Genomic DNA, 24,969 nt, shown 5'->3' on the forward strand with positions numbered 1-24,969 from the left:
GTGCCTTATTTGATCAAATCGCGCGCCGGTAGTCCGCCAGCTCTCGCCGCGCCTTCATTTGCGAGTGGGCGAGTCGGAGCTGCTTGCAGGGCCAGAGCAGGGCCCAGGTCATGTAAAAGGCGCCGAACCATGTCGGCGCGTAGACGTCGCGCGCGGTGTCGACCCACATCAGGCCCTTTTTCACTTGATATGCGTGGACATCCACATTGGAGCGGTCGAACGCCTCCATTTCGCGGCCGGTCTCCGGGGCGACGACCGGGCTTTGCGGCGCGTATTTCTGGATGAGAAATCGGTGGCGTTTGTACAGCTCGGGAGCGTCCACATCGTCAAAGGAGCGCCAGCTGTGGACATAGGGGCGATATTTGTAGCATGAGCCCGCGGAGTTCGGGGGCAGGATGCAGCTGGAGACGACTTCGCCGTTCGCATAATCCGTTGTGAAGAAGATACTGTTGTTTTGTATCTTGACCTCGCCGTTGATGTTGACGAAGAAGCAGGCGATGCTCGCCATATCCCCATTGGCGCGGTTGACCAAATAGACGACACACGGAGTGACGTTCTGCGTCTCGTTCGGCTTCGTCACATAATCGATGACGGTGAAGCCGCATGTGACAAGAGCCTGCACCGCATGATAGAAAAAGGGCGCAACCTGCGGATCCAGCGTCGCCGGGTCAAACCGATTTTGCGCGGGATGCCGCGCGATGGTTTGCTTGTTCTTAATGAGGATCGGCCCTCCGATGTACGGAACGCCGATGAGGATGGCAAGGAATACGATGCTAATCAGCGTGTGAACAGTGTGTGGCGACATGCAATGTCTCCTGGCGTAGAGTGTTGGAATAGGACAAGCATACTTGGTCTGATCGACTCTCATTGTAACACAACTTGTCGGAACCGAAGCCGCTTGCGTTCCTGTGTTATAATACTCTTCGTCCTTTCGCCGCAAGTGTTTGCACGTAAGGAAAGCGTAGGAATTGCGAGAGTTTATCGATATGGGTGTTCAGCCGTCATCAAACAGCGCATTATTGAGCGAAATACGCCAATTGATCTTGGACGCCCGTCGCTAGACGGCGGTTGCAGTCAATGCAGTCAATGCCGAATTAACCCTTCTCTACTGGAATGTGGGACGGTGTATCCGTACGGAAATCTTGCGAGGAAAGCGGGCAAACTATGGCAAACAGATTGTCCTCAGTCTTTCTCAGCAACTGACAATAGAATATGGCAGAGGCTGGGGTGAGAAACAATTGCAGCATTGTCTTCGCGTTGCGGACATTTTTCTGGACGAAAAAATTCTCTCCGCAGTGCGGAGGGAATTGGCGTGGACACATATCAAGACGCTGATGTATATTGACGACTCCCTAAAGCGTGATTTTTATAACGAATCGCCGAATATCTGACGGTGCTCCGGCCGCGCGACATACTTCAAGCGAAGCTACATGAATCGATTGAAACGACGCGGCGACGCATGCTGGAAGATCGTGACGCGGGATAATAAGTGGCGGCAAGAAATAAGCAATTCGAACTATGAACACAGAAACTGAAGTTATTCCCGAGGTGCTCGCGGAGCAAGAGTATTTGACGCACGTGCGCACAAGTATCGAGGCGCAGGCGGAGCGCCGGGCGGCGCAGATTGCGGGAGCGTCGCGGCAGTCGTTTTCGTCGGAGGATGTGAATGCGGCGCAGGGGAATGCGTGGGAGCTGAAGCTGGCGCAGAAGGCGGCGCGGGTGCTTCAGGATCAGAAGAATGAGCCGTACTTTGGACGGTTCGATTTTCAGGAGAATGAGGCGGGCGCGCCGCTGGAGACGTTTTATATCGGCAAGGCGACTTTGTATGATGAGAAGAACGCGTTCCTTGTGTACGATTGGCGTGCGCCGGTCAGCAGCGTCTACTATCGTTATGGGGTCGGGCCGGCGTCGTACCGCGCTCCGGCCGGACAGCTCAATGGGCGGATCGATCTGAAGCGGCGCTATGAGATCAAGGAAGGCGCGCTAGTCAACGTCTACAACGACCGGGGCGCCAAGCTTGGGCATGAGGACGAAGAGGGCGATGAGATGCTGCTTGGCCTGCTTAGCCGCAACACGACGGGCCAGATGCGCCAGATCGTGCAAAGCATCCAGGGCGAGCAGGACGCGATTATCCGAACGGCGGCGGAGGTGCTGGCGGTGCAGGGACCGGCGGGCAGCGGTAAAACCGTCGTCGCGCTGCACCGGGCGGCGTACCTGCTCTATATGATGCGTGAGCGGTCGATGAACCCGTCGCAGCGCGATGAGTTCATTTCGGCGCAGCGCATGCTGGTCTTCTCGCCCAACGGCGTCTTTTCAAGCTATATCGCCCAGGTGCTCCCCGATCTTCAGGAAGACCAGATCCAGCAGGTCATTCTCGAAACCTTCTTGCAACGGGAGCTGCGGCAGATCTGCCAGGCGAATCGCGAGACGCTGGGAACCGTGTGGCGGATCGAGACCAAGGACGATCACAGCGAATACTTCTTAGAGTCGCAGGACGATCCCGCGTATGCCGCGCGCAAGGAGGGATCGTATTACAAATCCTCGCTGGCGATGCGCGCCGCCGTGATGGCGTATGTGACGTCGCTGGAATCCGAGATCGACGCCGGGTTTGAGAACGTGATGTCCACGACGTCGTTTAACAAAAGCGGCAAGCCCGAGCCTCTGTTTCTGAAAGCCGATATGGCGCGCAAGTTCCATCAGCGCGCCGGTGACCACCGCGTCAGCCTCGTCGCGCGTGTGCGGGACTTGGTGGAGGCGATTGAGCAAGAGGCCGCGCACCTGACCAAAGCGCTCGCGCCGCCGCGCGGTCGTAAAAACACGGGCGCGCTGGAGCGTATTCTGACCCCCGAGCAGCGCGCTCGGATCGAAAGCGATATCGCGCTGCTGCGCGAGGCGGCGACGCGGCAGCGCGCGCACATCGCGCGTCTGGAATCCGTCGGACCACTGTCCCGGTATCGCGATTTCTGGGTGCAGGCGCGCGCGAACGTCCAGCTAGGCAAACTGCCTTCTGAAAGCGTCGAAGCGATGCGCGCCGGCCTGCTGACAGCGCTGTCCGAGCAGCGCTTGCCTTACGAAGACCTCGTGCCGCTGCTGCTGCTGCACGGCTTCGTTCGCGGCTTTCCGGGGATGGGCGGAATCGAACACGCCATCGTTGACGAAGCGCAGGACTACTCGCCGCTGCACTACGAATACCTGCGCAACTGTCTTCCCGACGGCTGCTCGATGACGATTGTCGGCGACACCAACCAGGCCGCGAACCCGTTTATGGGCCTGGACGATTACGCCAAGCTGCTCAGCGTCTATGGCAACGGCTCCGTGAAACGCCTGGAGCTGACGCGCAGTTACCGTTCGAGCCAGGAAATCACCGACTTCGCCGGCCGGATCCTCGGCGACCACATCCACGTCGAAAACGTCCGCCGCACTGGGACCAAACCCCAGCTGCACGCCCTGATGTCCGAAAGCGATCCCTTGCCCACGCTCCAGTCGATCATCGCCGCCCTGACCGCCGCCGGCATGCAGACCGTCGCCATCCTCTGCCGCACCCGCCGCGCCGCCGAAGCCTTCCATCAAAAATACGGCGTCGCCCTGCACGCCACCCTGCTCTCCGGCGACTTCGACAAGCTTCCGCAAGGCGTCCTCGTCCTCTCCGTCCAGCTCGCCAAAGGACTCGAATTCGACTCCGTCATCGTCATGGACACCGACGCCGCCACCTACGGCCGCGACGAAGAACGCAAACTCCTTTACACCGCCTGCACCCGTCCCCTCCACGCGCTGCATCTCGTGTACCAGGGCTCGCCCTCGCCGTTGCTGCCGCTCGGGCATACGGAACTGTTTGAAATCATGCGTGAATAGCTCATAAGTGACGAGAAGAATAGCATCTCTTCATCTGGCTTACGCAATTGCCGTCTCGCGTTGTATAATGATTGCATCTTCGTACATCGCCGTTTTGAGGACATTAGGATGAATAATACACCCCTTCAGCGGACATGGATGAAATTTGCGGCGTCAGGTTTCATCAATTTGCTGTGCCTAATATGTGCGCTTAAGATCACAGGTCTGTATCTTGTGGCGTTTGCGTTTATCAATCAGCATTCATGGCAAATCTGTATTGCTTTTTTGCTGTATCAGTTGTTACAAATTGTCAAGTATCCCGTGACTGCCCTTCCCATCTTCATCGTCGGAGGGCTGGCGATTCTACTCGTAAAGCTTGCGCCGGCGTCCCAGCCTTTCATTGAGCGTCAGTACAACCGAGCAATCGGGAAGCCGCTTCCTCACTAAACGAGTTTCTTATATTGTTTCCGCCGTCTCTCGATGCCGCCAATTGTGATCGAGTTAAGAACATCGCCCGTGTCGCGGAGGCCAATCGGTCAGCATTGCCTCCAGCACCTCGCGAGACTGGATAGGCGTTCGATAGAGATGGCGGCATTGTCGGCACTCGTCAATATGCGCGAGTATTTGTTCTGCGTTGTCGAGATACCCGAAGCGAATGTTGTAAGTCTGCTGCTGAATGGGCGACTGGTAGCGGATCAGTAGTCGGCCCGGTCGATACGGCGCGTATGTTTCTCCAAGCATCGCCGAGACTTTGGACGCGAGTATTACGGCAGAGTCTATTTTGCAACGCTGTTCATCGGTGGTCTGATCGTAGAAGCTGCCTGGGTGGCTGCCGACGCGATCCCAGAAGTCGGAGTCTTCATTTGACGACATTGTGATCAATAGACAATCGTCAAGGGAGTTCACCCAGACGTCCAGCAGCGACTGCATATCCCGGTAGGAATATGTGAACCATGTGTTCCAGCGCTCGGAATCAAAATACGCGGCGTTGCAGACTTCATTGAGCGCGTTATTTACCGCGAGGGATAGGACGTTCTGATCCTCAATGTTGTCGATGGCGGGCCAATGCGCCATCACATTTCGCACAAGTCCCCGATCCATTCCTATGCGTGCGGAGAAACCGCCCACAAGCTCATCGCTCTCGGCGACAAAGCGCAGGCAGTCCAGAATCATTTCCTGAGTTTTCGTGATTGGATTCATGTCGAGTGTGCTCAAAGATATTGTAGCGTATAATATTCTGAGATCGCCGGTGTTCGAGTATGATGACGTCGCTGGGAATTCTTAGGAAAGTCGAGGCCGGGACAATGAGGAGCTATTGGGTCTGCGGTCTTTTGGGGACCGTTTTGTTGTCCGCGCACGGCGCATCCGCCGCCAATAAGGATATCGTGATCGGGGAGTTTGAGGGTGTCGATTTCGGCGGCTGGACGACTACGGGGACAGCGTTTGGGAGCGGCCCGGCGCTGGGGGCGCGCCTCGGGGAGCTGGAGATTCAGGGCGCTCATGGGAATGGGGCGGCGAGCAGTGAGCTTGCGGGAGATGGGCCGACGGGGACGCTGACGTCGCCGGCGTTTAAGATCTCGCGGCGCTATCTTTCCTTTGTGATTGGCGGCGGGCGTTATGAGCACAGCGCATGTCTGAACTTGATCGTGGATGGTAAGGTCGTGCGCAGCGCGACCGGGGCGAATAGCGATCGGCTCATGCCCGTTAGCTGGGATGTGAGGAAGTTCCTGGGCCGTGAAGCACAAGTGCAGATTGAGGACGAAGCAAGCGGAGATTGGGGGCATGTGAACGTGGATCATATCTTACAGACCGATCAGCCGGAGCGGATGCCGGTGACGACGCAGGCGCTTTACCAGGAGACGTATCGGCCGCAGTTTCACTTTACGGCGCGTCAGTGGACGGAGGATCGCCTCAATCCCGGCATGCGTGAGGAGGGCTGGCTGAACGACCTGAACGGTCTTGTGTATTACGACGGCGAGTATCACCTGTTCGCGCAGCGCTGGAACAAGTGCTGGGTCCATGCGGTCAGCCGCGATCTCATCCATTGGACGGAATTGGAGCCGGCCTTCTGGGAAGAGCATCTGGACAGCGGAGTGCAGTCCGGGAACTGTGTCGTCGACTACGCGAACACTTCAGGACTGTCGCCGGACAAGGCCACGCCGCCGATGGTCGCGTTCTGGTCGCGCAACGATAACCGCAGCCATTGCATTACCTACAGCCTCGACCATGGCCGAACCTGGAAGTTCTACGACAAGAATCCCGTCCTGGTCGCGCCGGAGCGCGATCCGATGGTCTTCTGGCATGCGTCTACCCATAAGTGGGTGATGGTGATGTATGGGAACGATCAATACCACATCTTCACCTCTCCAAATCTTCTGGATTGGACGGATGAAAAGCATCCGATTCCCAACAGCTTTGAATGTCCGGATATGTTCGAGATGCCGTTAGACGGCGATAAGGCGCGCATGAAATGGGTGCTGATCCGTGGAAATGGAAAGTATTCGGTGGGCGAATTCGACGGATCCGAATTCCACGAAGAAACCCCGCAGCTCGACTCCGATGGCGGTCCGAACTTCTACGCGACTCAGAGCTGGGGCAACACCGAAACGGGCGACGGGCGCCGGATCCAAGCCGCATGGATGCGCGGCGGCGTTTATCCCGACATGCCCTTCAATCAGCAGGTGACGTTCCCGCGCGAGCTAACTCTGCGCACGACACCCAGTGGCCCGCGACTATTCCGCGAGCCGATTCGCGAGATCGCCACGCTTCATCAGCACGAAGACAAATGGACAAATCTTGCGCTCAAGCCGGGTGAAGATCTGCCGCTCCATACATCAGGCGATCTGTTTCACATCAATATGAACGTCGCGATCCCGGAAGGCGCAGCCCTCACCCTGAACGTTCGCGGCGTCCCGCTGATCCTGACTCATAACGCGATTGCCTGCGAAACGACTCCCCAAACGGTGCAAGGCGCCCTCACGTTCGTCGAGGTCTTGATCGACCGCACATCGATTGAGGTTTACGCCAATCATGGAGAAGCCTCGACATCGACATGCTTCCTGCCCAACGACAGTGGATTGTCGCTGAAGGCTGCCGTGGAGACTGTCAGCCTACCGTCAATCTCCGTATTTCCATTGAACTCCGTTTGGAAGCATTAATTATCCCGCAATGAGATAATAGCCGACGCAAAAAAAACGCCCGTCTTTCAAAGACGGGCGTTTAATAGTTGGCCTAAGGTCGTGGTGTCGATTAGTTCGACAGCGACTGGCGGCGGCTCTTGCGGAAGCCGGCGACGAACAGGCCGAAAGCGCCCAGCATCAGGGTCGCGATCTGGCCCGGTTCCGGAACGGCGGCCGGCGGGATGACAACCGGGAACGGTTCGACGGTGATGATATCGTCGATGCTGAACTGGTCAATCGTTTTGGTCAACGCAGCTTCCGTGAACGTCAGCGACGAAATGCTCTGGCCGTAGTCCGTGAAGCCAAAGAACTCCGCGCCGCCCTGCTTCGATCCATGGAGGACGATCGATTGTGCGCCGGAGCCATCCGTGAACGATGCGGTGAGCGTGCTCGGATAAGCGGCGCCTACCTTCGTGTTTCCAAGTCCAGTGACATAGAAGCCGAACGCGGAGACCGGTTTGGTGAACGTGAAGTTCAGAGCTTCCGGCTGACCGTTGCCCTGAACGATGTAGAGGGACTTAGAGCCGCCAGCCGTCGTGTTGAAACCGACGGTCTGGGCGCCCTTTGACGGTGTGGCGTTCACCGAGTCCACGCGGCCCTTGCCCGAGCCGCTGAAGGTCAGGTTGAAGTCGGGAGACGCAACGCCGGTTGTGGTGACGTTGGTTTTGGCTGCGGCATACGATTCGAAAGTGAAAGTCTGAACGGTGCCGTGCGTCGAGACGTCCGCCAGGAAAGCGTCATGGACGCCCTGAGCCTGTGTGGCTCCGGTTCCAAGGGTGGTGCTGCTCTTGGCGGTATTGGTGGTTCCGGTAAAATATGTCGGAGCAGCATGGACAGCTGCCGACGACGCGAAAACCGCCGAGACGCCCGCGACCAATGTCATAAGGCGATTTGAGTTGTGTAACGACATTAGGATTCCTCGTCTATTGTGTCGAATTGATACGGTGGCGCTTCACGACGGCTGGCAGGCCGCCATACAACTGATAGCGACCTTATTATACCACCGAACAAGCGGGCTATTAATTCTTTTCACTCTAAATTTAGTATAAATTACAGGGAATTGACTCTTGTGGCCGGCATCGGTACAATGAAGTTGTGAGATTAATTTCAAGTAATTTAAATTTTATGTCCGCCTGGCGTGGAATTCGTGTCCGCCGAGCGCATCGGCCGGCGGCGAATGTGTGGCTGCCTGCTATCGGCGAACATTACTTGTGCATAAATGCCGGGGCTCCGCATCGCCTTACGTATGAATGTGAAGGGCGTTCGCATGCGGGGACGCGCATGACGGGGGATATGGTGCTAACGCCGGCTTCGCGTCCGAGTCATTGGAGCAAAGAGCAGGCGGGCGAGGGGCTTCATCTCTTTGTGGCGCCTTCGCTGCTGGCGAGCGTGGGGGAAGATCTAGGCGGCGGCGGGGATTTGCGGAGCGCGTTTTGCGTGCGGGACCCTCAAGTCGAGCACATCGGGTATGCGCTGCTGGACGAAGCGCGGCAAGGCTGCCCGAACGGCCCATGGTATGGCGAGGCGCTCGGAACGGCGCTGGCGGCGCATCTGCTGCGCCGCTACGGAGTCTCGGCCGGCCTTACGCGAGAGGACAAGGCTTACGGCCTCTCGCCGTCGCGCCTGCGCCGCGTGCTCGACTTCATGCAGGATCATCTCGATCAGGAGATCACTCTCGCGCAGGCCGCCGAGGTCGCGGGAATCAGCCCCTATTACTTCGCGCGTTTGTTTCGGCAGTCGACGGGACTTTCGCCGCACCAGCATCTGATCGAACGACGTGTCGAACGCGCCAAAGAGATGCTGGCCGCCGGGGGCGTCTCCGTGGGCGAGACCGCCGTCGCCGTGGGTTTCTCCGATCAAAGCCATCTCGCGCGCCATTTCAAGCGCCTGGTCGGCGTCACGCCGTCGCGCTTTGTCCGCAATATTTAAAGAATTACCGCACGTTTCTCCTCAAATCCGCACGATCGTCCAAGCCTCCCCCCGTCCATCCCGGCCATAATCATTTCCAGCAACACAGACGCAGACAAGGAGTATGCTGATGCTGGCGATGCAGTATTCAATCACGCTGCCGCGTGATTACGACATGGGGATCGTCCGCGATCGGGTCGCAAAGCGCGGCCCCTCGTTTGACGGAACTCCGCATCTTGAATTCAAAGCCTTTTTGATCTCGGAAGTCGACATGGGCGGCGCTCGCGAGAACCGGTACGCGCCGTTTTATCTCTGGCGCTCGGAAGTGGGAACGCTGGATTTCCTGCACGACTTCAGGTTCGCCGGACTCACCCAGGACTTCGGCTGGCCGTCGGTCCATATGTGGATGCCCATGGCCTTTCGCCGAGGCGAGGCGTCCGATGCGCCCGTGACGGCGACGCGGGAGGCGATCTCCATTGCTCCGCACTCCGATCTTGCCGCGCTGCGCGCCGCAGAAATGGAGCGGCAGGAAAAGGCCATAGCCGTCCCCGGCGTCTATGCCCGCGTGGTCGCGCTTGATCCGCGTACTTGGGAGCTCGTGCGCTTCACGCTTTGGAGCGGCGATCCGCAGAGCGCCATCGCCGATGCGGCGGAGACTCTGCAATATGAGGTCTTACATTTATCCCTGGGAGAATAAGTCCATGCCGCTGGTGCGCATTTCACTCAAAAGAGGAAAATCCGACGCTTACGTGCAGGCCGTCGCGGACGGCGTGCATGAGGCGATGACCGCGACAATCCATGTCCCGGATGAAGATCGCTTTCAGATCATCTCGGAGCATGAAGAGGGCCGCCTGATCACGCATCCGAGTTACCTGGGGATTGCCCGCACGGAGAACGCTGTGATTGTCCAGATCACGATGCTGGCGGGGCGGACGACCGAGCAGAAGCAGGCGCTCTACCGGCGCATCGCGGAGAACTTGCAGGCGAATCCGGGAGTGCGCCGCGAAGACGTGATGGTGGTTGCGAGCGAAAATGGCGCCGACGATTGGTCGTTTGGGAACGGAGAGGCGCAATTCGCCTCCCGCACATACGAAGAGTTACGAGGAAAAGGGAAGCCGCAATGATGGACAAGCAAACACAAAGCCCCGCGACGAAGCATGGGGCTTCCGAATACTTTACGGGAACGGCCTGGCTGGATGAAGTCATCACCACTCCGATAGAGATGGGCGTCAGCGTATTCCGCGTGACATTCGAGCCCGGAGCGCGTACAGCGTGGCATACGCATCCTGTCGGACAAATCCTCGTGGTGGAGTCGGGCGTCGGCCGGGCGCAGATCCTGGGAGAGCCGGTCCGCGAAATCCACGCGGGAGAATCCGTCTACTTCGCGGCAGGCGTCAAGCACTGGCACGGCGCCGCGCCGGATCGGATCATGGTTCATCTCGCGATCCAGCGCGTGGACGAGGCCGGCCATTACATCGAGTGGCGGGAGCATGTCAGTGATGCAGAATATGTCGTCTAACCACAGTGGATCGATTCCCTCATGACTACCGGGACGCCCACTGCAAGATAAGAGTGGGCGATACGATCGTGCGATTTCTTCATTCACGCCGCGCGAATCACAGAGTGCGTTTCATTCTTAAGAGAAAATTAATTCTGCCTCTCTTGACAGCGGGCGCGGCGTGCTGGTATCTTGTTAACACTGTTAATTAAAAGAGTGGTGTTAATGTCTTCTGTCGAACGAAGAGAAGAAGAGCGGGAGAATTTGAGACGCGCGATCCTCACCGCGTCTCGGGAGTTGCTGGCGACTGAGGACATGGAGAAGGTTTCCATGCGGCGGATCGCCGAAAAGATTCGCTATTCCCCCACGACGATTTATCTGCACTTCAAGGATAAAGGCGAGCTGCTCGACGCTCTCGCCGAAGAGGGATACGCGCTGCTGGCGGAGCGCTTGGCGGCGGCCGCCTCCGGCGGAGGCGAGCCCGTGGAGCGCTTGCGAAGGATTGCGGACGCCTATATTGCCTTTGCGATGGAGTATAAGCAGCACTATCGCTTGATGTTCCAATATGGCGAGGGGCCGAGTATCTACGGGGAATCGGTGAAACGCAAATTGTGGACCCGACAAATCAACGAAACTTTGGCCGCCGTGATCGAAGCCGCGCGCGGTCCGGCGCCGACGCTGGACGCGGCGGCGATTCGCTCGGTTCGGCACGTCCTCTGGGCGCACATGCACGGCGCGGTCTCACTGGTTCTCGCCGGCCGTGTCAAAGACCAGGAAATCCTGAAGCAGTCGTCGGAAACCGCGATCGCGGGCCTGCTGGCGCGGCTGCAATAATACGCCGCCCACAATGGGCGGCGATCTGTCATTTGTATTGCAATAAGAACAAAAACATCATATACAAAAGGATTTCTGGATGCCTATTACTGTCACAGGTCACCTGTGTTCATTTGTCAGCGTGTTCGCGTTTGCCGCTGCGCCGGTATTCGCGCAGGATGTTTCTCCGCCGCCTAAGGCGCCATTGTCTCCGACTGTTTTGCCGCCAGGGCCATCGGCTTCTCTGGATGGCGCGGCGCATTCCTCGGACGCCGCGACCATGCCGAGCGCTGTGGATACGCCGGAGGCGTCGAAGCCGAAAAAACATCATTCCTTTCCTCGCATCGGCGTGGATTATGGGACGTTCGCGCCGGCGGACCACCGGACGAAGGACGCGTTTGGAGGAGCCTGGACAAGTATCGGTCTGGGAATCGGCGCGGTGAAGCAGCCGCTGTCGCATGGCAAACTCAGTTTCGATCTGAGTATCTACTCCAAGAAATCAGGGGATACGCACGCGTTTATGGCGCCGGTCGGCATCGAATATCGGCGGGCCCTGATCCCATACGCGCCGGGACATCGCCCTTCGCTGCTGCCGTATGCGGGACTGACGCTTGACTATGTGGCGACTGACCTGTGCGTCCCCAAGGACGACGTTCATTCGCGGTTTCGTTTTACTGAGGGCGGCAGCGTGTTTTTGGGGGCGACGGTCGGCGGGCGCGGGTTTGTCGAGTGGCGATACCTCGGGATTGGCAAGGTTCGCGGGTTCAATCTGTCGGGAGTTAAGTTCGATGCGGGAATCCGCTTTTAATCGGGGGCTGATATCGAAGTATGAAAAAGGATCAATCACATATGGATACAAAGACACTTCTGTTAATCGCGTGCGCTGGCGCGCTGCTGGCGGGGGCGGCCTGCCCACCCGCAGGCGCTATCGGCGTTTCGGCGGCGCGTCAGGCGATCCAAGCCAGCTATCGCCGTTTCACAGTCGCGGAGTCTCGTTTGAGCTATCCTCCGATCAAGGATGCTTCCGAAGCATTTCTTGCCCCGGACTTCACGCTGCATACGGCGACCGGGCACACGCTGAACCTTGGCGAATTCCTGAAAGAAATGGAATTGACCACACATGAAGTCGTTAAGGTTCACGAAGATCGGTTCCAGACGACTGGGCTCAGGCGTCAGGGGAGCACAATCACGGAGACCGGAATCTATACCTTCGTCCGGAAGGCGCTGGATGTGGACGCCTATTACGGCAAGAAGAATCTGCCGCATCTTGTCAGTGAACGCATGCCCTATCGGGCGATATGGATTCTTATAGACGGCCGCTGGCGCCTTCGGACGCTCAGCTTGCTCAGTGATAAGCTGGTTGTCGACGGGAAGCCGCATCCCGTGGTGTAGCCGGCCGATCGGCGCCGCTCCGCGAAAGCAGAAGTCATGAAGAATGCGAAAATGAGTCTGATGACGGTCGACGATGAGGGACGAGTCGCGCTGCCCGAATGGGTTCGCGGAACCTGCGATTTGAGGCCGGGAGATCAATTATTGATCGGCCAGAATTATGGGTCCGCCGGAGGGTTGTTTTTGGGAATGGGACTGATCCTGATTTCACCGTCAGCCATCGGGCGTCGATTCCGCCGTCTCGAGGAAACTCTGCGCCGGATCGATCCCGGCGGCGCCAGTGCGGCGCCATTCGACGATCAAGAAATCTAAGACAGCATGTCCGCGCCGTCCTTGCGGACGGCGCGGGTGAGCGGCGTGATGAAAAAGAACGGCGTGATCATATACAGCGCGAAGGCGGCGCGGGTGCTGAAACACGCGGCGCTCGCGCCGAGGAGATAGAAGAGCGGGCCAATCACCATCTTCCAGCGCAGATTTGTGACATTGACCGGCGTCAACTCGGGCTTGAGCAGATTGTGCAGAATGTACGTTTGCAGGATCAAAAAGAGCACGGTGTTCAGCGCCATCACGATTCCAAAGATGCTCACCGCGAGCGGATTGCCGGGGTGCTCGCCAAGCAGCGCCGTCGGGAAGGGAATTAACGACTGGAACATCAGAAAGAGCGAGTTTAACCACGCCATGCCGTAGGTCGCATGGCGGGCGAGTCCCAGAAGATAGTGGTGGTTCAGCCAGAATTTGCAGACGATGATGAAACTGATCATCCAGCTGAGAAACTTCGGCAGCAGATCCAGCAGACGATGCCCAAGTTCGCCGACGTTATTCGTATCGCGCATCTCCGGAACTTTGAGCTCCAAAACGAGAAGCGTCACGACAATGGCGAAAACGCCGTCGCTGAACGCTTCAATGCGTCCTGTCTCAAGTTTTCCCTGCTGAAATCGATCAAATAGGCGCATAGAATTCAAAGGTTTTCGTCACTTGCCGCAGCGGCGGTTTTTCCTTTCGTCTGCGCCTGGATATAGTAACACACGCCATAAGAGACGGACAGCGCCAGAATCAGCGCGGCGACTCCGACAAGCGTCGCGGGCGACTGCGCCTTCAGATCCATCGTCACCACCTTCTGGCCCACGCCGATCAGCGCCACTTCCACCACGGCGGTCATGGGGGACGAATGCCCCGGCATGTTGAGCAGCACCAGCTTGATAAGCTTCAGCCCCATCAAGATGATCAAAAACTCACCGAACATATGAAACAGCGTCTCCGGCTTAACAACCATCACCGGCGGCAGCCGGAGAATTTCGACGAAGATAAAGATCAAATCGACTGTTCCCAGCACCACGGCCGCCAGCAGCAGAAACGCCAGCACCCAAAGCAGAATGCTCTCGGTCTTCTCGATAAAGTGTTTCATATTGCGGTTATTATAGCTCTAATTTAGGTCCAAATCCCCATGCTTCTTTTTCGCCGGCGCAGTACACTTAAAGCACGATGACGATTACGAATTCCAGTGGCCGAGCCGCCAAAATATACCCCGCCTTGATTGTTTTGGCGATGTGGCTTCCAATGATGTGGCTGATGCTTCGGCATAACGCGATGCTGCGCAGCCGTATCGATCGGAAGCCGGCCCTATGGCGCCGACGCGGGCGCAGAGGATGTGATATGACAGGTCCAGCATCCGCTGCGCGCCGGCGCGGGGGAGGTCTGAGGGGCAGCGCGCCGGAGGCAGTGTCTGCATATGCGGGCTAACGGCGATGGATCGATCCTCGAATGAGATCCGCACCGCTTTGTGTGAGCCATGTCTCTAAGCGGAGCAGGCCGGGGTGGGCGGCGCGGAGGGCCGGAATGTCGGATTGGACGCCGGCGTCGTTTGCCCACTGAAATGACGCGGCGACAAGTTCGTTGATTTGGCGGATGTCGGCGAGGGAGAGCTCGTGAAAGACGATGGGACGGCCCAGCGCTTGCGTGAGGGCGTCCGCGATCTCAGGGCCGGTCAGCGCGTCGCCGGCGAGATCGACGGTCTTGCCGGCCCATGTTCCGGGATCGGAAAAGGCGAGGGCGGCGAAAACGCCGATGTCGTCGACGGCGATGACCTCCAGCGCCGTGCTGGGAGCGGTGGCGAGCGAAAGGCGCCCGTCCGGCACGCCAAAGAATGGCATCATGAGGTTCTCCAGAAAGAATGACGGGCGGACCACGGTGACTGGAAGATCCAGTGTCCAGAGATACTGCTCGATTTCCCACTTGGCTAGGCGCCGGTAAAGAGATTGGCCTTCAGAACCGCATACGGACGTGTAGACAAAATGCCGCGCGCCCGCCGCCAGCGCGGCGTCGGCGATCGCTTTTCCGTCGCGCGCTTCTTCGTTCTGCGTGTCATCGTTCGGGTCCCAGTAGGCGGCCTGGACACAGAAAACGCCGTAAACCCCCCGCGCTGCGTCGTCAAGGGACGCGCGATCGCCGAAGTCTCCGCGCACGACCTCGGCCCCGGCGCTTTGCAGCGCCCGCGCCGCATCACTGCTGGGATTGCGCGTCATTGCCCGCACCCGAAATCCCGCTTCCAGCAGGCGCCGCGTCGCCGCCCCTCCCTGCTGCCCCGTTGCGCCTGTCACCAATATCGTTTTGTCGCTATTCATCGTGATTGCCTTCTTTCTCAAACCATGGTAATATTCGGTATGCTTTGCATACTTAGAAGTTTTAGCATACCGATTGGGCTTTGACAAGTACGCAGAATTTTGCCGCTTAGGATGGAGAAGGATACCAATGACGACGCATGACGCCTGCCAGTGCTCGGCGCTGCAAGCCTCCGATCAGCCCTGCGCGCTCACCCAGGTGATCGATGTGATTTCGACCAAATGGGCGCTTCCCGTGCTGCACCAGTTGTTGATCGCCGATGGCCCCGTGCGCTTCGGCGCATTGAAGAAGACGGTCGGCGTGGTGACGCAGCGCGAGCTGACCCGCACTCTGCGGCGTTTCGAGGACTTTGGCCTGGTGGACCGAAAAGCGTATGCGGAGACGCCGATGCGTGTCGAGTATACGTTGACGCCGCTCGGAGAATCCCTGCGCGAGCCGATCCTCAGCCTAGGCCGCTGGGCGCGCGAAAACGCCGATCAGCTTCAAGTCCCGGCGTCGCCCGACCATACCGAAGCTTATGGGGCGGCGGCAAGTCGGCGGGAAATATGAGCGAAAATTTTTTGCCATCCGTCTTGATTATGTAGACCGTTTGGTATATAATCACCGTATGAGCAGATCCGATACACGAGAACGGTTTATCAACACTACGGCCCGGCTATTGCAGGAGCGGGGTTACGCCGCCACAAATATGGCGGATATTGTTGCGGAGAGCGGCGCGCCCAAAGGGTCGTTGTATTTCCATTTTCCCGGAGGTAAGGAGGAGCTTGTGGCCGCTGCCGTTGTGCATTCATCCGAAATGATTCGCCAATTGATGGTGGATTCGTTTGCGTCGGCGAAGACTGCGAGTGAGGGATTCGATGCTTTGATCGACGCCTATGCGCGATCGCTGGCGCAAACGGATTATCGCGCCGGATGTCCCGTGGGCACGGTGGCGGTGGAGGCCCCGGATCTGCCCATCGTCCGCTCGGCTGTCGCCGCTGTTTTTCAGAGCTGGCGTGAAGCGCTGCGTGAGGCGCTGACGCGTATGGGCGCTCAGGATGGGCGCGCCGACGAATTGGCGACATTCATTCTCTCGATTATCGAAGGCGGTCTCGCGGTGGCGAAGGGAACACAAAGTTTGGAGCCGCTGGAGAGCGCCAAGCGAGAAGTCTCTCGTCTGCTGCGTTATGAAGGACTGGATACGCAGGTGGAAGGAAATCTGTTATGATGAAAGCCATTGTATTCGATGAAATTGGGTCTCCACAGGATGTGCTGAAGATCCGCGACGTTCCCATTCCTGAGGTGAAAGCCGGTGAAGCGCTCGTCAAAATGGGCGTCGCGTCGATCAATCCAGGAGACTTTCTCTTCATTCAAGACCTTTATCCCGAACCGAGGAAGCCTGTCTTTCCGCAGCAGATCGCCGGAAATCACGGCGCCGGCGTGGTGGAAAGGGCCGGTCCCGGCGTCGATCTTGCGCCGGGAACCCTCGTTGCGTTCAGTCACGAAAGGCTCTGGGCCGAGTACGCGGTTGTCCCCGCCAACCGATTGATCGCGCTTCCGGCGGATTTTCCGATCGAAAAGGCGTCGCAATTCGTCAATCTGATTACGGCCAGGGATATGCTCCATCAGTCTGAGATTCAAGCGGGACAGTGGCTGGCGGTTACCGCTGGCAACTCCACCGTGGGAGTTATGCTGCTCCAGATGGCGAAACAGAAGCAAATTCATGTGGTCTCGATCGTACGCAATAAGCGGGAAGATTTGGATCTCCAGGCCCTGGGCGCCGATGAGGTGATCGAACTCTCTGCGCTGCCGGAGAGCCTGGGGGATCGTATCGGGCGCATCACGGATGGAGCAGGCATCCACGCCGTGATCGACTGTGTCGGCGGCTCGCTGATGGGCGATTTGATTCGTGGACTCGCCTTCGGCGGCCGCGCCATTATCTATGGAGGAATGAGCGCGGAGACATTCCCGCTGCACAATTTTGATATCCTGATGCGCGGAGTGCAGGTTTCGTCCTACGTTTACCGTTACTTCTTTGACCCGACGACGCCTGAGGACGCTCCGATGCTTCAAGAGCTCATATCCATCGCTCAATCGCCGGAGTTTGTTGTTCCGGTGGCGGGGCTGCATGCGCTGGAAGACTTCCAGGTCGCTATCACTGAGACCGCAATGCGTCCCGAGCGCGGCAAACGCTTCTTCGCAATTTCCAGCGCGAACGGGTAGTGAAGCCTCGGGAAATTCGGTCTCCTGTCCTGGGAGATTTTGATTTTCGCGCCGTTCAGCACGGCCCTAACGCGAGTTCCGCGCCTTCGGCGGCGGCCACGAGGAGTTCGGCGCGCGTGGCTCCGACGCGGGCGCGCAGGGCGATCGACATGGACAGGTCCGTAATACGCCGCGCGCGCTGGCGTGCGGGGAAATCTGCGGGCAGTTCGCCGGAAGCGACGCCGGCCGCGAGGCGGTCGGCGATCGCTTCGTCCGCCGCCGTTATGGCGGTCGCCAGGAATGCTCGGACGCCGGCATGATCCACCACCGGAGCGATGCAAGCGATCAGACACCCGGCGGGCGTGTCGTCGCCGGTCGCGTTCCGCGCGGCTTGCGCCAGGTAGGCATGCGCCGCGTCGCGAGCGCCCTCGGCGTTCGACATGGCGCCAAGCGCCCGCGCGCCGACCGTTTCCCCGTAGCGCTCCAGACAGCGCATAAAGAGCGCCTGCTTATCCCCGAACGCATTGTACAGGCTCGGTTTGCTCATCCCCATCGCCAGAACCAGATCGTCTACGGAAGCGGCGTCATACCCCTTTGTCCAGAAGACCTGCACCGCCTGATCTAAGACCTGACCAGCGTCGAAGGTGCGCGGGCGGCCCAGCGTTTTATTTTTCATTTTATACGGTTTATTCTAAAATGTATTGACATCTCTGTTTCTTAATATTATACTATTCGTTATAAAATTGTCAAGCAGAGGAGATCGCACATCATGGCGACGGTATTGGCGGGAAAAGTGGCGCTGGTTACGGGAGGGTCGCGGGGCATTGGGGCGGCGATCGCCAAACGGCTGGCGGCGGACGGCGCGGCGGTTGCGCTGACTTACTCGGCGTCTCCCGACAGGGCTCAGGAAGTGGTCGAAGAGATTGTGGCGGCGGGCGGACGGGCGCTGGCGATCTTAGCGGATAGCGCGGACGCAGAGGCGGTGCGGAGCGCCGTCGCGCAGACCGTGAAGACGTTCGATCGGCTGGATATTTTGGTGAATAACGCGGGAATTTTGTCGCTCGGATCGCTGGACGAGATTTCGCTGGAATATTTCGACCGCGCGATGGCGATCAATGTGCGCGCGGTATTTGTCGCCTCGCAGGCGGCGTCCCCGTATTTGAGCGAGGGCGGCCGAATCATCACCATCGGCAGCGTTGTCGGAGATCGAGCCGGATTTCCCGGGGCCGGCGTTTACAGCGCGACCAAGGCGGCCGTGGCGGGATTGACGAAGGGAATAGCGCGCGACCTCGGTCCGCGTGGAATCACGGTGAATAATATCCAGCCAGGTCCGACGGAAACTGATATGAATCCCGCCGACGGTCCGCACGTCGATATGCTCAAGGGGCTCATCGCGCTTGGCCGCATGGGTAAGGATACGGAGATCGCCAGCCTCGCCGCGTATCTCGCCAGTCCCGAGGCGGCGTTCATTACGGGAGCCAGCTTAACCATCGACGGCGGCTTCCTCGCTTAAATTCTTACAGACTCCCACAACAACACGCCCTCGGAGGAATATTCCTCCGAGGGCGTGTTGTTGTGGGTATGGTGATCCTGGGCTGGAACATGTCACAATAGTGAGATACGGGAGGACGCAAAGATATGGACGCCGCGCAGATCGCCACGATTTTGAATGTGACCCTGCCGGACAGACGCGTGCTGGAGGATTTATCCACAAAGCTGCAACGCCTGGCCCGGAGCGCGCATAAGTCCAAAGAGATGGGCGATGAGGTCTGGCGCAGCGTTCCGGAAGGCGCCTCGCTGGACATTGTGACCAAGGCGTTCTACAGCGAGTATTACGAAGGCGTCGGCTTCGCCACCTATAAAGTGCTCGTCGCCATCGGCGGCCTGGAGCAGAGCGAAGTCGGGATGCATAAAGCGAAATACTGCTTCGCGACTCTGCACTACGACGACGAAGCGCAGCTCATCACGGTCGATTTCCATAGGGACTTCCGGTGACGCGCGTCTCGTGAAATTCCCCAATCCCACCAATGAAGGAGAAGAAAATGCGAATACTGGTGATCGGCGCGAGCGGGACAATCGGCCGTCCGGTCGTGGACGCTCTGGCGGAGCGGCATGAGGTCGTGTGCGTGGGACGCACACACGGAGATTATCACGCGGACATCTCCTCTCCCGAATCTCTCGTGCAGCTCTTTGCCAATGTCGGTGAGATGGACGCCCTGGTGAGCGCCGCCGGCTCGGCCCGATTCAAGCCGCTGGAAGACTTGACGGAGGACGATTTCGCGTTCAGTCTCGCGAACAAGCTCATGGGGCAGGTCAATCTCGCGCGGATCGGCGCAAAGTACATCCGCGACAATGGCTCCATCACCCTGACCACAGGAATCCTGGCGAGCGAACCCATCTCCGGCAGCGCCGCGATCAGCCTGGTCAACAGCGGACTCGAAGGCTTCGCCCGCGCCGCCGCCCTGGACCTGCCGCGCGGCATTCGCATCAACGTCGTCAGCCCTCCCTGGATCTCCGAAACGCTCCAAGCCATGGGGCGCGACGGCGCGACAGGAATGCCCGCCGCCAAAGTCGCCGCCGCCTACGTCGCGAGCGTTGAGGGTATGGACACCGGCAAGATCATCGACGCCCGAAAGTTCGCATAGGCGCCTCAGCGCACAATGATGATTAATGTAGGTCGCTCAAAGCATTTTCCAATGCTTCCCAGGGCGTTGTCCCAGAAATCCAGTGGGGACATTCAAGGCGAAAGCAATAACATGCATTTTTTTACGATGGTTCAGTTCCTGGCGTTCGTGGCGGCGTCGCTGCTTTGCATTATCGCGCCGGGGCCGGATAACCTGGGCGTGCTCAGTCTGGGACTGTCGCGGGGGCGCAAGGCGGGGATGGGTTATGCGGCGGGGTGCGCGCTGGGGTGTTTGACGCATACGACGTGGGCGTCGCTGGGGCTGACGGCGCTGGTGGCGGCGTCGCCGGCGGCGTTTGGCGTGATGAAGTTCGCGGGGGCTGGGTACCTGTGCTATTTGGGTGTGAAGGCGCTCAAGAGCAAAGGGGCGTCACTGGAAACGAAGGGCGAGCCGGCGGGGGATACGCGCCAGTTTTTGCTGCGCGGATTTGTGAGCAACGCGCTCAATCCCAAAGTCGCGCTGTTCTTTCTTGCCTTCCTGCCGCAGTTCATAAACCCGCGCGGCTCCGTGGGCCTGCAAATGCTGATCCTGGGCGCCTGCTTCGGATTGATGACGCTGACGGCGTTCACTCTGCTCGGATACTTCTCCGGCGCAATTGGAGCATGGCTGCGCCGCCGCCCTTCCGTCAGCCGCTGGCTCGACCGCGCGACAGGGTACCTGTTCATCGGCCTCGGCGTGCGATTGGCGCTGGCGAAACAGCGGATGTGAGAAGAGTTATGACGCCGAGTTTGTTGTCTTGGTCAATAATATGATAACCAGCACGGCTACGAGCATAATGGCGATCATGATCCCAATCATCCAGCCCTTGGGAATCCGAGAAAGGAGCGCCTTTTGGCGCTCCTCGGTAAAAATCATATCGCCGATGACGCACGACGATATGTATCCCGCAATCCAGGGGAAATTGTCCTGCCAGTGGGCGAAAAACGGTTTGTGATCGATGCGGTTGAAGATCCCTAGACCGATTGTGTAGAGCGGTAGATACAGGATGGTGTACGCAAAAGTAAAGAGCAATACTTTTACGAGGCTTAGCGCTGCTGGATGCTTTGTCAGGTGCTTTGCCAGGATTGTTCTATTCAATGCTGTCTCTTTTCGCAAACAGTGGGCCGGGAAGCCAGCGCAGCCAGACGGTGATAGCTACTAAGATCACCCCACAAACGACACTGACGGGCAAATAGGCGCTTCGAGGAATTTGTTGAGCGATTGCATCGCCCGTTGTGCGCCGGAAATACAGAATCGCATTGCGCCTATGCGAATTGTGTCACAATATTCTAGAGACAAGAGCAGTTTTCCTGATTTGCGGCCAAACATTATGATCACACTCGAAAAGGTCGTCAAAACGTACATCACCGGCGGTATGGACCTGACGGTGGTCAAGGGCGTCTCGCTGCATGTGAGCGAGGGGGAGATGGTGGCGATCATGGGGCCGTCGGGGTCGGGGAAGTCGACGATTATGAATATCGTGGGGTGCCTGGATCGGCCGACGTCGGGGTCTTATCGGCTGGATGGGGAAGAAGTCTCGGGGCTGGATGAGATCCAGCTGGCGTCGATCCGTAACCGCAAGATTGGGTTTGTCTTCCAGCAGTTTAATTTGCTGCCGCGCACGACGGCGCTGCGCAATGTGGAGCTGCCGATGGTGTACTCGGGCGCGCGCGGCCGGACGGCGCGCGCCGAGAAGGCGTTGGCGCGCGTGGGGCTTGCCGACCGGATGGACCACCGGCCGAGCCAATTGTCCGGCGGACAGCAGCAGCGCGTGGCGATCGCGCGGGCGCTGGTGAACGAGCCGTCGATCCTGATGGCCGACGAGCCGACCGGCGCGCTGGACACCCGCACCGGCGAGGAAATCATGGCGCTGTTTCAGGAGATCAACGCCGAAGGCAAGACAGTCGTGCTGGTGACCCACGAAGAGGACATCGCCGAACACTGCCAGCGCATCATCCGTCTGCGCGACGGAGAGATCGTCAGCGACTTGCCGGTGACGGATCGACGCATGGCAGGCGTTTGAGTGAGGGCCCTCACCCCCCGGCCCCCTCTCCCAATTCTGGGAGAGGGGGAGCCAGAGTTTTAGTGATAAGATCTCTTGGATCAAAGATCCAAATCTTACTCCTAACCCTCTCCTAGAATTGGGAGAGGGGACCCGAAGGGCCGGGTGAGGGCTCCCCGGAAGAAAGGCTTTTGTGTGACTATTTCTTTATTCAAGCCCCTGTCTTTTTTGTGGGCCGCCGCTCTCCTCCCGCTTGTTTCTCCCGCGTTCAGCCAAACGCCCTCGCCGCCAGTCGCGCCGGTGAAACCCGTCACGGATACATACTTCGGAGCGAAAATCGTCGATCCGTATCGATGGATGGAGAACCTGAAGGATCCCCAAATGGTTTCCTGGCTGCATGGGCAGTCGGAGTATACGAAATCCGTTTTGGGAAGCATTCCAGGGCGGGATAAGATCCTCGCGCGCATCCAGCGTCTCGACGCGGCTGGGCAGTCGGTGGAGGGGGTGGAGACGGGAGGAGGGCGTTACTTTTACCTCAAAACGGAGCCGTCGTTCAACTCTCCGAAGCTGTTTGTGCGGGACGGATTGGGCGGCGCGGAACGGGTGCTGGTGGACCCGGAGCGGCTGACTCGAAAAGGCGTCCACTACGCGATCGATTACTTTACGGCGTCGCGCGACGGTCGCTATGTGGCCTACGCCCTCTCGCCGGGCGGCTCCGAAGACAGTGTGCTGCATGTGATCGACGCGGCAAGCGGACGCAATCTCGCCGAGAATATCGACCGGGCGCAGTACGGCGACATTAGCTGGCGCGCGGACGGGCGCTCGTTCTTCTACGTGCGGCTTCAGAAGCTCGCCGCCGGCGCGGACCCCATCGACCGATATAAAAAGAGTCGCGTTTATCTGCATACTCTGGGCGCCAATCCAGACAATGACAAGGCCATCTTTGGATATGGGCTATCGCCGCGCGCGTCGATGGCGGTGGACGACGACCCGGGCGTATTGACCATGCCGGACTGCGATGAGATGTTCGGCGTGGTTGCGCACGGCGTAGCCAATGAGCTGACGGTCTACATGGCCCCGCTGGCGTCGGCGGGGCGGGGCGCGATTCCGTGGCGTAAGATCGTGGATGTCCCCGATGGCGTTGTCAGCATGGATGTTCATGGCAGCACGCTCTTCTTGCTCACCCACAAAGAAGCGTCGCGCTTTAAGATCGTGAGTGTGGACCTGCGCCATCCCGAGCTTGCGCGCGCTCGAATCGTGGTTGCGCCCAGCGGCTCCGTCATCACGGCGCTGGGCGCGGCGGGAGATGCGCTGTATGTGGAGACGCGCGACGGCGGCATCGGCCGCCTGCTGCGCGTGGACTACCAGGGCGGAAGCGCGCGGCGTCTGCCGCTGCCGTTCGAAGGCGCGATTGGGTCCCTCGTTACGTATGAGGATCGGCCCGGCGCGCTCTTTATGGAGACCGGCTGGACGCATTCGGCGCTCTGGTATCGCTACGATCCCCGGACACAGCGCGCATCGGACACCGGACTGAAGCGGCTGTCGCCTATCCGCTTCACCCAAATCGCCTCGCGCGAGGTCAAGGCGCGCGGCGCCGACGGAACGCCGATCCCGCTGTCGATCGTTTATCCCAGGAATATCAAGCTCGATGGCTCACACCCGCTGATGATGGAGGGCTACGGCGCGTACGGTTCGACGATCGATCCCGCGTTTGACCCGACGACTCTGGCGTGGCTGGAGCGCGGCGGCGTGCTGGCCTACGCGCACGTGCGCGGCGGCGGGGAGTACGGCGAAGATTGGCATCGCGCCGGCATGAAGCAGACGAAGCCCAATACCTGGCGTGACTTGATCGCCTGCGGGGAATATCTGATCGCGAAGGGCTACACATCGCCAAAGCGTCTCGCCATCGAAGGCGCAAGCGCCGGCGGCATCACGGTCGGCCGCGCCCTGACCGAGCGGCCCGATCTCTTCGGCGCCGCGATCGATTTGGTCGGCGTCTCCAACCCGGTGCGCCAGGAGCTGTCGCCCAATGGGCCGCCCAATATCCCGGAGTTCGGCTCCGCTCTGACGCCAAATGGATTCCGAGATCTGCTCGCGATGGACGCCTATCACCATGTCCAGGACGGAGTTAAGTATCCGGCGGTTTTGCTGACGACGGGAATCAACGATCCCCGTGTCGCCTCCTGGGAGCCCGCCAAACTCGCCGCGCGTCTTCAGGCCGCCACAGTCAGCGGCAAGCCCATCCTCCTGCGTGTGGACTACGACGCCGGCCACGGCATGGGCTCCACCAAAGCGCAAAACGACGCCGAACTCGCCGACGAATATGCGTTTCTTCTCCATCAGTTTGGCGTGAGCGGTTTTTAGATTCAATACCATTTCGACAATGCAATTGGAGAATGGCCGGCGGTTTCTAACCGCCGGCCATTCTGTCGTGAATGAATCGCCGCCAGCCCCAGCCTAAGAATATCCAGAGGCACGCGACGACGCCGAGCGCCTGCCATGCGTGTGACGAGTGCGGATGATTGATAACGCGAGCGATATCCACGCATAAGCCCATAACCAGGCACACCGTGCCGATGACAAGCCAGGACCCGAAACGCGCCCGGTTCGACGCGCGAAATTCCAGGACGACCTCGCCCCGCGCGATCCGCTGATACTCCGACGCTGCTGCGATCGCCTTTCCAGCCCAGAAAATGCACTGGACGGCGCAGAAGCCGACCGTCAGAAGCTCACCATGCCTCTCATAGACAGCCTTGGTCAAATAAGCGGAGATGAACGCCAGCGCGGCGGCGATGCAAAACCGCCGCAGGGAGACGCCGATCGTGACGGCGACGCGTTTTGAGTCTTGCGGCGTTAACGGCGCGTTATTCATGTCCATTATCATTG

The 24,969-nt window shown here is 59.1% G+C and carries 29 protein-coding genes and 2 pseudogenes; 22 read left to right on the plus strand and 9 right to left on the minus strand.

Annotated elements, in window-relative coordinates:
- Positions 1–13: 13 nt before the first annotated feature.
- Positions 14–805: a hypothetical protein gene (locus D5261_RS14160; RefSeq protein ID WP_119320667.1), complete on the minus strand. Its 792-nt coding sequence runs from the start codon at positions 803–805 to the stop codon at positions 14–16.
- A gap of 277 nt (positions 806–1,082) precedes the next feature.
- Between D5261_RS14160 and D5261_RS33440 the strand changes: the two are divergent.
- From D5261_RS33440 to D5261_RS14170, 3 genes and pseudogenes are all read left to right on the plus strand, one after another.
- Positions 1,083–1,391, plus strand: a pseudogene (locus D5261_RS33440) (DUF1016 N-terminal domain-containing protein); the annotation flags it as partial.
- Between the two features lie 127 nt (positions 1,392–1,518).
- Positions 1,519–3,852, plus strand: coding sequence for a HelD family protein (locus tag D5261_RS14165; RefSeq protein ID WP_119320666.1), 2,334 nt, complete (start codon positions 1,519–1,521; stop codon positions 3,850–3,852).
- A gap of 108 nt (positions 3,853–3,960) precedes the next feature.
- Complete coding sequence (locus D5261_RS14170) at positions 3,961–4,278, plus strand: hypothetical protein (RefSeq protein WP_119320665.1); 318 nt, start codon at positions 3,961–3,963, stop codon at positions 4,276–4,278.
- Positions 4,279–4,332: 54 nt separating this feature from the next.
- Here the strand turns inward: D5261_RS14170 and D5261_RS14175 are convergent, their stop codons facing one another.
- On the minus strand, positions 4,333–5,031 hold the full coding sequence (locus D5261_RS14175; RefSeq protein ID WP_119320664.1) for a hypothetical protein: 699 nt from the start codon (positions 5,029–5,031) through the stop codon (positions 4,333–4,335).
- Between the two features lie 104 nt (positions 5,032–5,135).
- Between D5261_RS14175 and D5261_RS14180 the strand changes: the two genes are divergently transcribed.
- Positions 5,136–6,989, plus strand: a complete 1,854-nt coding sequence (locus D5261_RS14180; RefSeq protein ID WP_165864072.1) for a glycoside hydrolase family 32 protein — start codon at positions 5,136–5,138, stop codon at positions 6,987–6,989.
- Positions 6,990–7,080: 91 nt separating this feature from the next.
- Here the strand turns inward: D5261_RS14180 and D5261_RS14185 are convergent, their stop codons facing one another.
- On the minus strand, positions 7,081–7,920 hold the full coding sequence (locus D5261_RS14185; RefSeq protein WP_119320662.1) for a PEP-CTERM sorting domain-containing protein: 840 nt from the start codon (positions 7,918–7,920) through the stop codon (positions 7,081–7,083).
- Between the two features lie 371 nt (positions 7,921–8,291).
- Between D5261_RS14185 and D5261_RS14190 the strand changes: the two genes are divergently transcribed.
- The 8 genes from D5261_RS14190 to D5261_RS14225 all read left to right on the plus strand — a co-directional run bounded on the left by D5261_RS14190 (position 8,292) and on the right by D5261_RS14225 (position 12,930).
- Positions 8,292–8,939: a helix-turn-helix domain-containing protein gene (locus tag D5261_RS14190; RefSeq protein WP_165864071.1), complete on the plus strand. Its 648-nt coding sequence runs from the start codon at positions 8,292–8,294 to the stop codon at positions 8,937–8,939.
- Between the two features lie 109 nt (positions 8,940–9,048).
- Positions 9,049–9,615 carry a DUF4865 family protein gene (locus D5261_RS14195; RefSeq protein ID WP_165864070.1) on the plus strand — a complete coding sequence of 189 codons (567 nt, stop codon included), beginning with the start codon at positions 9,049–9,051 and terminating at the stop codon, positions 9,613–9,615.
- A complete protein-coding gene (locus D5261_RS14200; RefSeq protein WP_218025546.1) occupies positions 9,584–10,042 on the plus strand; it encodes a tautomerase family protein in 459 nt (152 codons plus the stop codon). The genes D5261_RS14195 and D5261_RS14200 overlap by 32 nt, the downstream gene beginning before the upstream one ends.
- The gene (locus D5261_RS14205) at positions 10,039–10,437 is read left to right on the plus strand and encodes a (R)-mandelonitrile lyase (protein WP_218025545.1); all 399 of its coding nucleotides are present in this window, start codon (positions 10,039–10,041) and stop codon (positions 10,435–10,437) included. Before D5261_RS14200 ends, D5261_RS14205 begins: the two co-directional genes overlap by 4 nt.
- A gap of 204 nt (positions 10,438–10,641) precedes the next feature.
- The gene (locus tag D5261_RS14210; protein WP_119320658.1) at positions 10,642–11,250 is read left to right on the plus strand and encodes a TetR/AcrR family transcriptional regulator; all 609 of its coding nucleotides are present in this window, start codon (positions 10,642–10,644) and stop codon (positions 11,248–11,250) included.
- A 79-nt stretch (positions 11,251–11,329) separates the two neighbouring features.
- The gene (locus tag D5261_RS14215) at positions 11,330–12,037 is read left to right on the plus strand and encodes a hypothetical protein (protein ID WP_125205895.1); all 708 of its coding nucleotides are present in this window, start codon (positions 11,330–11,332) and stop codon (positions 12,035–12,037) included.
- A gap of 41 nt (positions 12,038–12,078) precedes the next feature.
- Positions 12,079–12,621, plus strand: a complete 543-nt coding sequence (locus D5261_RS14220; protein ID WP_119320656.1) for a nuclear transport factor 2 family protein — start codon at positions 12,079–12,081, stop codon at positions 12,619–12,621.
- 36 nt (positions 12,622–12,657) lie between these two features.
- Positions 12,658–12,930 carry a hypothetical protein gene (locus D5261_RS14225; protein ID WP_119320655.1) on the plus strand — a complete coding sequence of 91 codons (273 nt, stop codon included), beginning with the start codon at positions 12,658–12,660 and terminating at the stop codon, positions 12,928–12,930.
- Here the strand turns inward: D5261_RS14225 and D5261_RS14230 are convergent.
- The 3 genes from D5261_RS14230 to D5261_RS14240 all read right to left on the minus strand — a co-directional run bounded on the left by D5261_RS14230 (position 12,927) and on the right by D5261_RS14240 (position 15,239).
- Positions 12,927–13,571 (minus strand): TMEM175 family protein, encoded by a 645-nt coding sequence (locus D5261_RS14230; protein ID WP_119320654.1) that lies wholly within the window; start codon positions 13,569–13,571, stop codon positions 12,927–12,929. The two genes, D5261_RS14225 and D5261_RS14230, sit on opposite strands and share 4 nt — an antisense overlap.
- A 5-nt stretch (positions 13,572–13,576) precedes the next feature.
- Positions 13,577–14,023: a phosphate-starvation-inducible PsiE family protein gene (locus tag D5261_RS14235; protein ID WP_119320653.1), complete on the minus strand. Its 447-nt coding sequence runs from the start codon at positions 14,021–14,023 to the stop codon at positions 13,577–13,579.
- Positions 14,024–14,354: 331 nt separating this feature from the next.
- A complete protein-coding gene (locus D5261_RS14240) occupies positions 14,355–15,239 on the minus strand; it encodes an NmrA/HSCARG family protein (protein ID WP_119320652.1) in 885 nt (294 codons plus the stop codon).
- Between the two features lie 127 nt (positions 15,240–15,366).
- On the opposite strand from D5261_RS14240, the gene D5261_RS14245 reads away from it, so the two are divergent.
- The 4 genes and pseudogenes from D5261_RS14245 (at position 15,367) to D5261_RS14255 (ending at position 17,439) form a co-directional block, all read left to right on the plus strand.
- Positions 15,367–15,786: a winged helix-turn-helix transcriptional regulator gene (locus D5261_RS14245; protein ID WP_119320651.1), complete on the plus strand. Its 420-nt coding sequence runs from the start codon at positions 15,367–15,369 to the stop codon at positions 15,784–15,786.
- Positions 15,787–15,844: 58 nt separating this feature from the next.
- A pseudogene (locus D5261_RS33445) lies at positions 15,845–16,003 on the plus strand (TetR family transcriptional regulator); the annotation flags it as partial.
- Positions 16,004–16,444: an LmrA/YxaF family transcription factor gene (locus D5261_RS14250; RefSeq protein WP_245992492.1), complete on the plus strand. Its 441-nt coding sequence runs from the start codon at positions 16,004–16,006 to the stop codon at positions 16,442–16,444.
- Positions 16,441–17,439, plus strand: coding sequence for a quinone oxidoreductase family protein (locus D5261_RS14255; protein ID WP_119320649.1), 999 nt, complete (start codon positions 16,441–16,443; stop codon positions 17,437–17,439). Before D5261_RS14250 ends, D5261_RS14255 begins: the two co-directional genes overlap by 4 nt.
- A 55-nt stretch (positions 17,440–17,494) precedes the next feature.
- On the opposite strand, the gene D5261_RS14260 is transcribed toward D5261_RS14255, so the two are convergent.
- Positions 17,495–18,094 carry a TetR/AcrR family transcriptional regulator gene (locus D5261_RS14260; RefSeq protein ID WP_119320648.1) on the minus strand — a complete coding sequence of 200 codons (600 nt, stop codon included), beginning with the start codon at positions 18,092–18,094 and terminating at the stop codon, positions 17,495–17,497.
- 93 nt (positions 18,095–18,187) lie between these two features.
- Between D5261_RS14260 and D5261_RS14265 the strand changes: the two genes are divergently transcribed.
- The 4 genes from D5261_RS14265 (at position 18,188) to D5261_RS14280 (ending at position 20,810) form a co-directional block, all read left to right on the plus strand.
- On the plus strand, positions 18,188–18,931 hold the full coding sequence (locus D5261_RS14265) for a 3-oxoacyl-ACP reductase family protein (RefSeq protein WP_119320647.1): 744 nt from the start codon (positions 18,188–18,190) through the stop codon (positions 18,929–18,931).
- Positions 18,932–19,056: 125 nt separating this feature from the next.
- A complete protein-coding gene (locus tag D5261_RS14270; RefSeq protein WP_119320646.1) occupies positions 19,057–19,413 on the plus strand; it encodes a hypothetical protein in 357 nt (118 codons plus the stop codon).
- 47 nt (positions 19,414–19,460) lie between these two features.
- A complete protein-coding gene (locus D5261_RS14275) occupies positions 19,461–20,063 on the plus strand; it encodes a short chain dehydrogenase (protein ID WP_119320645.1) in 603 nt (200 codons plus the stop codon).
- A gap of 111 nt (positions 20,064–20,174) precedes the next feature.
- The gene (locus D5261_RS14280) at positions 20,175–20,810 is read left to right on the plus strand and encodes a LysE family translocator (RefSeq protein WP_119320644.1); all 636 of its coding nucleotides are present in this window, start codon (positions 20,175–20,177) and stop codon (positions 20,808–20,810) included.
- 6 nt (positions 20,811–20,816) lie between these two features.
- Here D5261_RS14280 and D5261_RS14285 read toward each other — a convergent pair whose 3' ends face one another.
- Positions 20,817–21,179 (minus strand): hypothetical protein, encoded by a 363-nt coding sequence (locus D5261_RS14285; protein WP_119320643.1) that lies wholly within the window; start codon positions 21,177–21,179, stop codon positions 20,817–20,819.
- 232 nt (positions 21,180–21,411) lie between these two features.
- Here D5261_RS14285 and D5261_RS14290 point away from each other — a divergent pair, with 232 nt between their 5' ends.
- Both D5261_RS14290 and D5261_RS14295 read left to right on the plus strand, forming a co-directional pair.
- The gene (locus D5261_RS14290; RefSeq protein ID WP_119320642.1) at positions 21,412–22,104 is read left to right on the plus strand and encodes an ABC transporter ATP-binding protein; all 693 of its coding nucleotides are present in this window, start codon (positions 21,412–21,414) and stop codon (positions 22,102–22,104) included.
- A 174-nt stretch (positions 22,105–22,278) separates the two neighbouring features.
- Positions 22,279–24,447, plus strand: coding sequence for a prolyl oligopeptidase family serine peptidase (locus tag D5261_RS14295; RefSeq protein WP_125205894.1), 2,169 nt, complete (start codon positions 22,279–22,281; stop codon positions 24,445–24,447).
- A 46-nt stretch (positions 24,448–24,493) separates the two neighbouring features.
- On the opposite strand, the gene D5261_RS14300 is transcribed toward D5261_RS14295, so the two are convergent.
- Positions 24,494–24,955 carry a hypothetical protein gene (locus D5261_RS14300; RefSeq protein WP_119320640.1) on the minus strand — a complete coding sequence of 154 codons (462 nt, stop codon included), beginning with the start codon at positions 24,953–24,955 and terminating at the stop codon, positions 24,494–24,496.
- Between the last annotated feature and the right edge of the window lie 14 nt (positions 24,956–24,969).

The organism is Capsulimonas corticalis (assembly GCF_003574315.2).
In the GTDB taxonomy this organism is placed as follows: domain Bacteria; phylum Armatimonadota; class Armatimonadia; order Armatimonadales; family Capsulimonadaceae; genus Capsulimonas; species Capsulimonas corticalis.

Excerpts from the sequence above, each read along its gene's own strand:
- D5261_RS14160 (WP_119320667.1), bottom strand. The coding sequence starts at position 805 with ATGTCGCCACACACTGTTCACACGCTGATTAGCATCGTATTCCTTGCC.
- D5261_RS14165 (WP_119320666.1), top strand. The coding sequence starts at position 1,519 with ATGAACACAGAAACTGAAGTTATTCCCGAGGTGCTCGCGGAGCAAGAG.
- D5261_RS14170 (WP_119320665.1), top strand. The coding sequence starts at position 3,961 with ATGAATAATACACCCCTTCAGCGGACATGGATGAAATTTGCGGCGTCA.
- D5261_RS14175 (WP_119320664.1), bottom strand. The coding sequence starts at position 5,031 with ATGAATCCAATCACGAAAACTCAGGAAATGATTCTGGACTGCCTGCGC.
- D5261_RS14180 (WP_165864072.1), top strand. The coding sequence starts at position 5,136 with ATGAGGAGCTATTGGGTCTGCGGTCTTTTGGGGACCGTTTTGTTGTCC.
- D5261_RS14185 (WP_119320662.1), bottom strand. The coding sequence starts at position 7,920 with ATGTCGTTACACAACTCAAATCGCCTTATGACATTGGTCGCGGGCGTC.
- D5261_RS14190 (WP_165864071.1), top strand. The coding sequence starts at position 8,292 with ATGACGGGGGATATGGTGCTAACGCCGGCTTCGCGTCCGAGTCATTGG.
- D5261_RS14195 (WP_165864070.1), top strand. The coding sequence starts at position 9,049 with ATGCTGGCGATGCAGTATTCAATCACGCTGCCGCGTGATTACGACATG.
- D5261_RS14200 (WP_218025546.1), top strand. The coding sequence starts at position 9,584 with ATGAGGTCTTACATTTATCCCTGGGAGAATAAGTCCATGCCGCTGGTG.
- D5261_RS14205 (WP_218025545.1), top strand. The coding sequence starts at position 10,039 with ATGATGGACAAGCAAACACAAAGCCCCGCGACGAAGCATGGGGCTTCC.
- D5261_RS14210 (WP_119320658.1), top strand. The coding sequence starts at position 10,642 with ATGTCTTCTGTCGAACGAAGAGAAGAAGAGCGGGAGAATTTGAGACGC.
- D5261_RS14215 (WP_125205895.1), top strand. The coding sequence starts at position 11,330 with ATGCCTATTACTGTCACAGGTCACCTGTGTTCATTTGTCAGCGTGTTC.
- D5261_RS14220 (WP_119320656.1), top strand. The coding sequence starts at position 12,079 with ATGGATACAAAGACACTTCTGTTAATCGCGTGCGCTGGCGCGCTGCTG.
- D5261_RS14225 (WP_119320655.1), top strand. The coding sequence starts at position 12,658 with ATGAAGAATGCGAAAATGAGTCTGATGACGGTCGACGATGAGGGACGA.
- D5261_RS14230 (WP_119320654.1), bottom strand. The coding sequence starts at position 13,571 with ATGCGCCTATTTGATCGATTTCAGCAGGGAAAACTTGAGACAGGACGC.
- D5261_RS14235 (WP_119320653.1), bottom strand. The coding sequence starts at position 14,023 with ATGAAACACTTTATCGAGAAGACCGAGAGCATTCTGCTTTGGGTGCTG.
- D5261_RS14240 (WP_119320652.1), bottom strand. The coding sequence starts at position 15,239 with ATGAATAGCGACAAAACGATATTGGTGACAGGCGCAACGGGGCAGCAG.
- D5261_RS14245 (WP_119320651.1), top strand. The coding sequence starts at position 15,367 with ATGACGACGCATGACGCCTGCCAGTGCTCGGCGCTGCAAGCCTCCGAT.
- D5261_RS14255 (WP_119320649.1), top strand. The coding sequence starts at position 16,441 with ATGATGAAAGCCATTGTATTCGATGAAATTGGGTCTCCACAGGATGTG.
- D5261_RS14260 (WP_119320648.1), bottom strand. The coding sequence starts at position 18,094 with ATGAAAAATAAAACGCTGGGCCGCCCGCGCACCTTCGACGCTGGTCAG.
- D5261_RS14265 (WP_119320647.1), top strand. The coding sequence starts at position 18,188 with ATGGCGACGGTATTGGCGGGAAAAGTGGCGCTGGTTACGGGAGGGTCG.
- D5261_RS14270 (WP_119320646.1), top strand. The coding sequence starts at position 19,057 with ATGGACGCCGCGCAGATCGCCACGATTTTGAATGTGACCCTGCCGGAC.
- D5261_RS14275 (WP_119320645.1), top strand. The coding sequence starts at position 19,461 with ATGCGAATACTGGTGATCGGCGCGAGCGGGACAATCGGCCGTCCGGTC.
- D5261_RS14280 (WP_119320644.1), top strand. The coding sequence starts at position 20,175 with ATGCATTTTTTTACGATGGTTCAGTTCCTGGCGTTCGTGGCGGCGTCG.
- D5261_RS14290 (WP_119320642.1), top strand. The coding sequence starts at position 21,412 with ATGATCACACTCGAAAAGGTCGTCAAAACGTACATCACCGGCGGTATG.
- D5261_RS14300 (WP_119320640.1), bottom strand. The coding sequence starts at position 24,955 with ATGAATAACGCGCCGTTAACGCCGCAAGACTCAAAACGCGTCGCCGTC.